Source organism: Agromyces binzhouensis, assembly GCF_004135055.1.
GTDB lineage: Bacteria > Actinomycetota > Actinomycetes > Actinomycetales > Microbacteriaceae > Agromyces > Agromyces binzhouensis.
On sequence record NZ_SDPL01000158.1, the window covers coordinates 1 to 6716 of the forward strand.

The following is a 6716-nucleotide window of genomic DNA, read 5'->3' on the forward strand; positions in this document are numbered from 1 at the left end:
GCCGTGGCGTCGTCGGACTCCGCGGGGACGACCCGGGTCGCCGGGAGCACGCGCGTGTCGTCCTCGGTCGCCGGGGGGCGGGTGAGGGCGACGGTCGCGTCATCGCCGCGGGTCGGTGCGTCGTCGTCGACCCCGAGCGACTCCGTGGCGAGCGCCACGTCGAGCGCGGTCGGCCGCTCGGCGGGATCCCGCGCCGTCATCGCGGCCAGGAGGTCGCGCCAGTCCGCCGGGAGGTCGTTCGGGATGGCCGGGTCGCGAACGAGGCGTGCGCTCGCCGACTCCAGCGCCGGTCCGGGGAACGGCTGGGCACCGGTGAGCGACTCGAGCATGAGGAGCCCGAGGGCGTACACGTCGGCACTGCTGCCGACCGGCTCGCCTCGGACCTGCTCCGGACTGAGGTACCCGGGCGTGCCGATGATGCGTCCCGTCGCGGTCAGCCGCGACTCGTCGAGCAGCCGCGCGATGCCGAAGTCCGCGAGCTTCGCGTTCCAGCGCCGGGTCGGCAGGTGCGCGGAGGAGAGCAGCACGTTCGCGGGCTTCACGTCGCGATGCACGATCCCCCGGGAGTGGATCACGTGGAGCCCCTCGGCGAGGTCGGCGAGCATCCGTGCCGCGTCGCGCCGGGAGACCGGGCCGCGCTCGAGCACCTTGCGGAGGTCCTCGCCCTCGACGAGCTCCATGACGAGGAACTCGCGCCGGCTCGCCGGGTCCTTCGCCGCGTCGTAGAGCGTGACGAGGGCGGGGTGGGTGAGGCTCGCGAGGAGGGCCGTCTCGGAACGGCGGCGGTCGGCGTCGTCGATGCCCTCGGTCGAGGCCGTGAAGACCTTGACGGCGACGCGCCGGCCGAGTGCGAGGTCGTCGGCCCGATACACGGCGGCCATGCCGCCGCGCCCGATGAGGCCGTCGACGCGGTACCGGTCGGCGAGCGTCGAGCCGAGGACCGGGTCGGTCGCCGAGTTCGCGACCTGTTCCGTGGGGGAGTCCATCTGACGAAGGGTAACCCCTCGCGCTGGATGTCCGTCCGGGGTTGCGGACCGGCGGACGAGTCGTTCAGCCGAAGATCATCGGCAGGTCGTCGTCGTCGCCCGACTGCTCGCGAGCGAGCTCCACGAGCACGGGCACGTGGTCGCTCGGCGCGTCGCCCTTGCGCTCGTTGCGGTGGATCGAGGCATCCGTCACCCGGTCGGCGAACGCCGTCGAGCCGAGCACGAAGTCGATCCGCAGGCCCTCGTTGCGGGGGAAGCGGAGCTGCTTGTAGTCCCAGTACGTGTAGCCCGTCGGGACGATGGGCCGGACGACGTCGGTCATCCCCGCGTCCTCGAGCGCGCGGAACGCCGCCCGCTCCGGCGGCGAGACGTGCGTGGTGACGCCCTCGATGACGGTCGGGTCGCCGTTGTCCTCGTCGAGCGGGGCGATGTTGAAGTCGCCCATGAGCGCGAACGGGCGATCGGGGTGCGCCGACGTCTCGGCGCGAGCCAGGTCGGTGAGCGCCGCGAGCCAGTCGAGCTTGTACGTGTAGTGCGGGTCGCCGAGCGAGCGGCCGTTCGGCACGTACAGGCTCCACAGCCGGATGCCGTCGACGGTCGCGCCGATCGCGCGCGCCTCCTTCGGCAGGTCGGGGCCCTCGTGGCCCTTGAGGAAGCCGGGCATGCCGGGGAACTCGGTCTCGACGTCGGCGATCGGCAGGCGGCTCGCGATCGCGACGCCGTTCCACTGGTTCAGGCCGTGGAGGGCCAGGTCGTAGCCGGCCTGTTCGAACGCCTCGTGCGGGAACTGCTCGGGCTTGCACTTGATCTCCTGCATCGCGAGCACGTCGACGTCCTCGCGCACCATCCAGTCGACGACGCGGCCGTATCGGGTGCGGATCGAGTTGACGTTCCAGGTGGCGATGCGCATGGATTCCAGCCTAGGGTCGTCCGCCGACCCTCGCCGCCGACGCGGGCGCAGCCTAGCGCCGGCGCGGCTCGCGCGAGCCGATGCGCGGTACGACCGTCCAGAACGCCAGCAGGAGCACCAGGGCCACGCCGCCCGCGATGTACCCGGCCTGGCGGTTCACGGTCACGTCGAAGATCAGCATCGCGACCCCGGCCGCCACGAGCGACACGACGACGAGCAGGATGAGCAGCAGCGTGTTCGCGATGCGGACGACCCGGTCCTTCTGCTTCTTGCCGCTGAGCTGCCGGTGCAGGATCACGGGAGCGAGCCCCAGCATCGTCGCCGTCGTCGCGAACACGACGAGCACGAGGTAGAGCGTCACCTCCTGCGCCTCGAGCGCGGCGAACTTCGGTTGGAACGCCACGGCCAGCAGGAAGCCCGTGATCAGCTGCGTTCCCGTCATGACGACGCGGAGCTCCTGGAGGATGTCGTTGAACTTCCGGTCCTGGCGCTCCGCCTCGGTCTCGTGCCGCTCCTCGGCGGCGGCCGTCCGGCCCGCTCCGTCCATCGCGTGGGATGACATGCCCGGATGCTACGCCGGTTGCACGCCCGACGCGGTGACGGCCGCGCCGAGCGCGAACGCGCCGACCATGAGCACCATCCCGACGAGCGGGATCCAGAAGGCGATGCGCTTGAGGACCAGCACGACGACCGTGGCGACGAGCGCGAGCACCGCGACGACGATCGGCAGGATCATGGCCAGGAGCATCCCCGTGCCGATGCGGTCGACGTCGCAGGTCGAGGACGCCCCGCACGAGTCGCCCGCGAACGCGAGGAAGAACGAGAAGAACAGCAGCATGAACGCCAGGCCTGCCATGAGCACGAGCAGCACGATGGAGAGCACCAGGTCCCACACGATCACGGGGCGCTTGGCGGGCGGGCTGACGACCTCCGACATGCGATCCTCCCCCGGCGCACCCCCGCGCACCCCATGCGAAGTCTGGCAGCGGGCCGGGCCCGCTGCCAAGGTGCGCCCGGCCTGCTGCCGGGATGCGCTCCGCCTGCTGCCAAGATGTGAGGAGGACCGAGCGGAGGGTGCGGGCGTGAGGTACAGCATCGAGGGCGTCGAGGGCCTGCCGGAGATCGGCGTCGGCGTCGACCTGGCGGCGCTCATCGTCGGCGCGATCGACGAGCCGCTCGCCGACGGCGACATCCTCGTCGTCACGTCGAAGATCGTGTCGAAGGCCGAGGGGCGGATCGTGCAGGCCCACGATCGCGAGCAGGCCATCACCGACGAGACCGTTCGCGTCGTCGCGACGCGCCAGACCGGGGAGTCCACGACCCGGATCGTCGAGAACCGGCTCGGCATCATCGGCGCCGCCGCGGGCGTCGACGCGTCCAACGCGCCGGAGGGCACCGTGCTGCTCCTGCCCGTCGACCCCGACGCGTCCGCGCGGGCGCTGGCCACCGGCATCCGCTCGCTCACCGGCGCCCGGGTCGGCGTGCTGCTCTCGGACACGCTCGGCAGGCCGTGGCGCGAGGGGCAGACCGACATCGCGATCGGCGCCGCGGGCGTGCACGTCTTCGACGACCTGCGGGGGCAGGCGGATGCCTCGGGCAAGCCGCTCGCGGTGACGATGCCCTGCGTGGCCGACGAGCTCGCCGGCGCGGCCGAACTCGTGAAGGGCAAGTCCGCCGGGGTGCCCGTGGCGGTCGTCCGCGGCCTCGGCCGCCTCGTCGGCGACCTCGACCTGCCAGGCGCGCGGTCGATCGTCCGGCCCGCGGACCGCGACATGTTCCGCCAGGGGGCCGAGGAGGCGTACGACGAGGGGTATCGCGCCGGCTTCGACGAGGCGCAGGCCGAGGGGCCGCTGCGCCCGGAGTGACGCTGGTGGCGCGTGCCCGTTCATCGCGCCCCGAGATTTCTGGATCCAAGATGCAGACTTCGTCGTGATCTTTCCGATACATTCGGGACCCATGACGGCAGGCGAAAGCAACGGAGCGGACGAGCTCATCGGGACCGAAGCGCCGCGCGATCCGGAATCCGCCCTCGCGAGGCTCGCCGGCCGCCACGCCGCCGGCTATCGGTCGGTGGGGGTCATGGCCTACGACATCATCCGCGAGGCCATCCTCGACGGGACGCTCCCTCCCGGGCACAAGCTGCGACAGGAGACGCTCGCCGAGCTGATCGGGGTCTCGAGGCTGCCCGTCCGGTCCGCGCTCATCCAACTCGAGTCCGACGGACTGGTCGAGTTCCATGATCGACGGGGTGCCGTAGTCAAGTCGCTTTCGTCCGAGCAGGCCCGTGAGGTCTACCAGCTCCGGATCCTGCTGGAGACCGAGGCGCTGCGCCACTCGATGGCCGACATGACCGACCAGCGACTGGCCCGCCTGCGCGAACTCGGGCGAACCGCTGACGCGAAGCAGGAGGGCGGGGACTTCGTCGACGCCAGGACCGCGTTCTACGCGGAGCTCTACGACGCAGCTCGGCTACCGATCCAGTGGGAGCTCATCGAGCAGCTCCGCCTCAAGGTCGGCAGGTACATGCTCGGATGGCGGCTGGTCGGAGACGACACGCACCATCACTCGCACGACGAACTGACCGACGCCGTCGCGGCCGGCGATGTCGAGCAGGCCGTGGCGCTGCTGCGCCATCACCTCGAGGGCGTGCGCGACGGAGTGCTCGACATGCTCGAGGCGGAGTCGCTCGCGAAGGCGGCGCCGACCCGGCGGCGATCGCGGAGCTGATGCGAGCGATCGCACGCCCTTCACGACTTGTGGTTGCATTCTGGATCCAGTATCCGAAATAATGGAGATGCGGGAGTGGACCCGCCGTTCGGGCCGACCGGCCCCGAATGACACCACTGCGACGACGCGTCAGGATGGAGGGGTGTCAGTGCACATCGGCTACGCCGCGATGCTCGAGCAGTTCCCTCCATCCGACGCGGTCGCGTACGCGGAACTGGCGGAGCGGCACGGGTTCTCCGGCGTCATGGCGACCGACCACTTCCAGCCCTGGTTGCCGCAGCAAGGTCAGTCCGCGCATGTCTGGAGCGTGCTGGGCGCGATCGGTGCACGCACCAGCGGCGACTTCGGCCCGGGGGTGACGACGCCGACCTTCCGCACGCACCCCGCGGTGGTCGCGCAGGCCAGTGCCACGCTCGCCTCGATGTACCCGGGTCGCCACTGGCTGGGGATCGGCTCGGGCGAGGCCCTCAACGAGCACGTGGTGGGTGAGTACTGGCCCGAGGCGCACGAGCGCATCGCACGCATGTTCGAGGCGGTCGAGGTCATCCGGAAGCTCTTCGCCGCGTCGATCGCCGGGCGCGAGGTCCGTCACCACGGCCCGCACTTCCGCATGGAGACGACGCGACTCTGGACCATGCCGCCGGTGGCACCCAAGGTGCTCGTCGCAACTGCAGGTCCGGTCACGGCCCGGCGAGCCGGCAAGATCGCAGACGGGCTCATCACGACCGGCGGGCCGTACGACCGACTCGCCGCGCTCATCGCCAGGTTCGCCGAGGGTGCGCGCGAGTCGGGCCGCGACGCGAGCACGATGCCCCGCGTCCTGCAACTGCACGTGTCGTGGGCCGAGACCGACGCCGAGGCGATGCGGAACGCCCTGACCGAGTGGCCGATCGGCGGCATGCGATTCTCCCGCAGCGACATCCGCTCGCCCTTCGAGTTCGAGCAGCTTGCCCGAACCGTGCGGCCCGAGGACTTCCAGGGGCGGATGCTCGTGTCCTCCGACCCCGACGCGCATCGCGCGCACCTCCAGCGCCACCTCGATCTCGGATTCGACCGGATCTACCTGCACAACGTCGGCCGCAACCAGGAGCAGTTCCTCGAGGTCTTCGGCCGCGAGGTCCTGCCGGGGCTGCGCGCATGAGGCCGGCAGCCCCGGCGCTCGCCGTACGCGTGCTCGAGGGCATCGGCGAGGTCCGCCCCGGAGACGACCTCGTGGAGGTCATCCTCGCGTCCGCCGGCGGGACGCTCGCCGAGGGGGACATCCTCGTCGTCACCTCGAAGGTGGTCTCGAAGGCCGAAGGACGGATCGTGCGTGCGGCCGACCGGGAGCAGGCCATCACCGACGAGACGGTGCGAGTCGTGGCGACCCGGGCGCACGAGGGCGGGGTCACGCGCATCGTCGAGAACCGCCTCGGCATCGTCGCCGCCGCGGCGGGCGTCGATGCCAGCAACACCGAGGACGGCACCGTGCTCCTGCTCCCGGCCGACCCCGACGCATCCGCCCGTTCGATCGCCGAGGGCCTGCGGTCGCGAACCGGTCACCGGGTCGGGGTGATCCTCAGCGACACCCTCGGCCGGCCGTGGCGCGAGGGACAGACCGACATCGCGATCGGCGCCGCCGGCGTGCACGTCTTCGACGACCTCAGGGGCACGACGGATGCCGCGGGCAAGCCCCTCTCGGTCACCATGCCGTGCGTCGCCGACGAGCTCGCCGCAGCCGGCGACCTCGTGAAGGGCAAGGCGAGGGGATGTCCCGTCGCCGTCGTCTCGGGACTCGCCCATCTCGTCGGACCGCTCGACCTGCCGGGCGCTCGGTCCATCGCGAGGCCCGCCGAACGCGACCTGTTCCGCCTGGGGACGGATGAGGCCATGGCGCAGGGCACGGTGGCCGGCCGCACCGCCGGGTACTCCGCAGGCCGCTCGATCGGCTTCGCCGAGGGGTTCGCCGCGGCGCTCGCCGCGACCGAGCGGGAGCGGGTGCACCGATGACCCGACGAGGCGAAGCGCCCGGCTGGACGGTCGTCGTGCCGGTCAAGTCGCTCACGGCCGCGAAGACGCGGCTCGCGCCGGAGCTCGGGCCCGCGGAGCGGGCG

General features: G+C 71.7%; 8 protein-coding genes. 4 read left to right on the top strand and 4 right to left on the bottom strand.

The features are described 5' to 3' along the window. The 4 genes from ESO86_RS09280 to ESO86_RS09295 form a co-directional block, all read right to left on the bottom strand. Nucleotides 1–986 (bottom strand): serine/threonine-protein kinase (locus ESO86_RS09280; protein ID WP_165307576.1); only part of this gene is annotated, 986 nt, incomplete at its 3' end. Nucleotides 987–1050: 64 nt separating this feature from the next. Then, nucleotides 1051–1896 (bottom strand): exodeoxyribonuclease III, encoded by an 846-nt coding sequence (locus ESO86_RS09285; RefSeq protein ID WP_129234641.1) that lies wholly within the window; start codon nucleotides 1894–1896, stop codon nucleotides 1051–1053. Nucleotides 1897–1948: 52 nt separating this feature from the next. Next, nucleotides 1949–2458 (bottom strand): DUF6328 family protein, encoded by a 510-nt coding sequence (locus ESO86_RS09290; RefSeq protein WP_207207081.1) that lies wholly within the window; start codon nucleotides 2456–2458, stop codon nucleotides 1949–1951. A 9-nt stretch (nucleotides 2459–2467) separates the two neighbouring features. Continuing rightward, nucleotides 2468–2833 carry a hypothetical protein gene (locus ESO86_RS09295; RefSeq protein ID WP_129234642.1) on the bottom strand — a complete coding sequence of 122 codons (366 nt, stop codon included), beginning with the start codon at nucleotides 2831–2833 and terminating at the stop codon, nucleotides 2468–2470. Between the two features lie 145 nt (nucleotides 2834–2978). Here ESO86_RS09295 and cofE point away from each other — a divergent pair, with 145 nt between their 5' ends. From cofE to ESO86_RS09315, 4 genes are all read left to right on the top strand, one after another. Next, entirely contained in the window at nucleotides 2979–3761 is a 783-nt protein-coding gene (cofE, locus tag ESO86_RS09300; RefSeq protein ID WP_242492297.1) for a coenzyme F420-0:L-glutamate ligase, read from the top strand. A 91-nt stretch (nucleotides 3762–3852) separates the two neighbouring features. Further along, on the top strand, nucleotides 3853–4623 hold the full coding sequence (locus tag ESO86_RS09305; protein ID WP_129234644.1) for a GntR family transcriptional regulator: 771 nt from the start codon (nucleotides 3853–3855) through the stop codon (nucleotides 4621–4623). A gap of 169 nt (nucleotides 4624–4792) precedes the next feature. Further along, the gene (locus tag ESO86_RS09310) at nucleotides 4793–5764 is read left to right on the top strand and encodes a TIGR03557 family F420-dependent LLM class oxidoreductase (protein WP_229276148.1); all 972 of its coding nucleotides are present in this window, start codon (nucleotides 4793–4795) and stop codon (nucleotides 5762–5764) included. Then, a complete protein-coding gene (locus ESO86_RS09315; RefSeq protein WP_129234646.1) occupies nucleotides 5761–6612 on the top strand; it encodes a coenzyme F420-0:L-glutamate ligase in 852 nt (283 codons plus the stop codon). The genes ESO86_RS09310 and ESO86_RS09315 overlap by 4 nt, the downstream gene beginning before the upstream one ends. Nucleotides 6613–6716 lie beyond the last annotated feature (104 nt).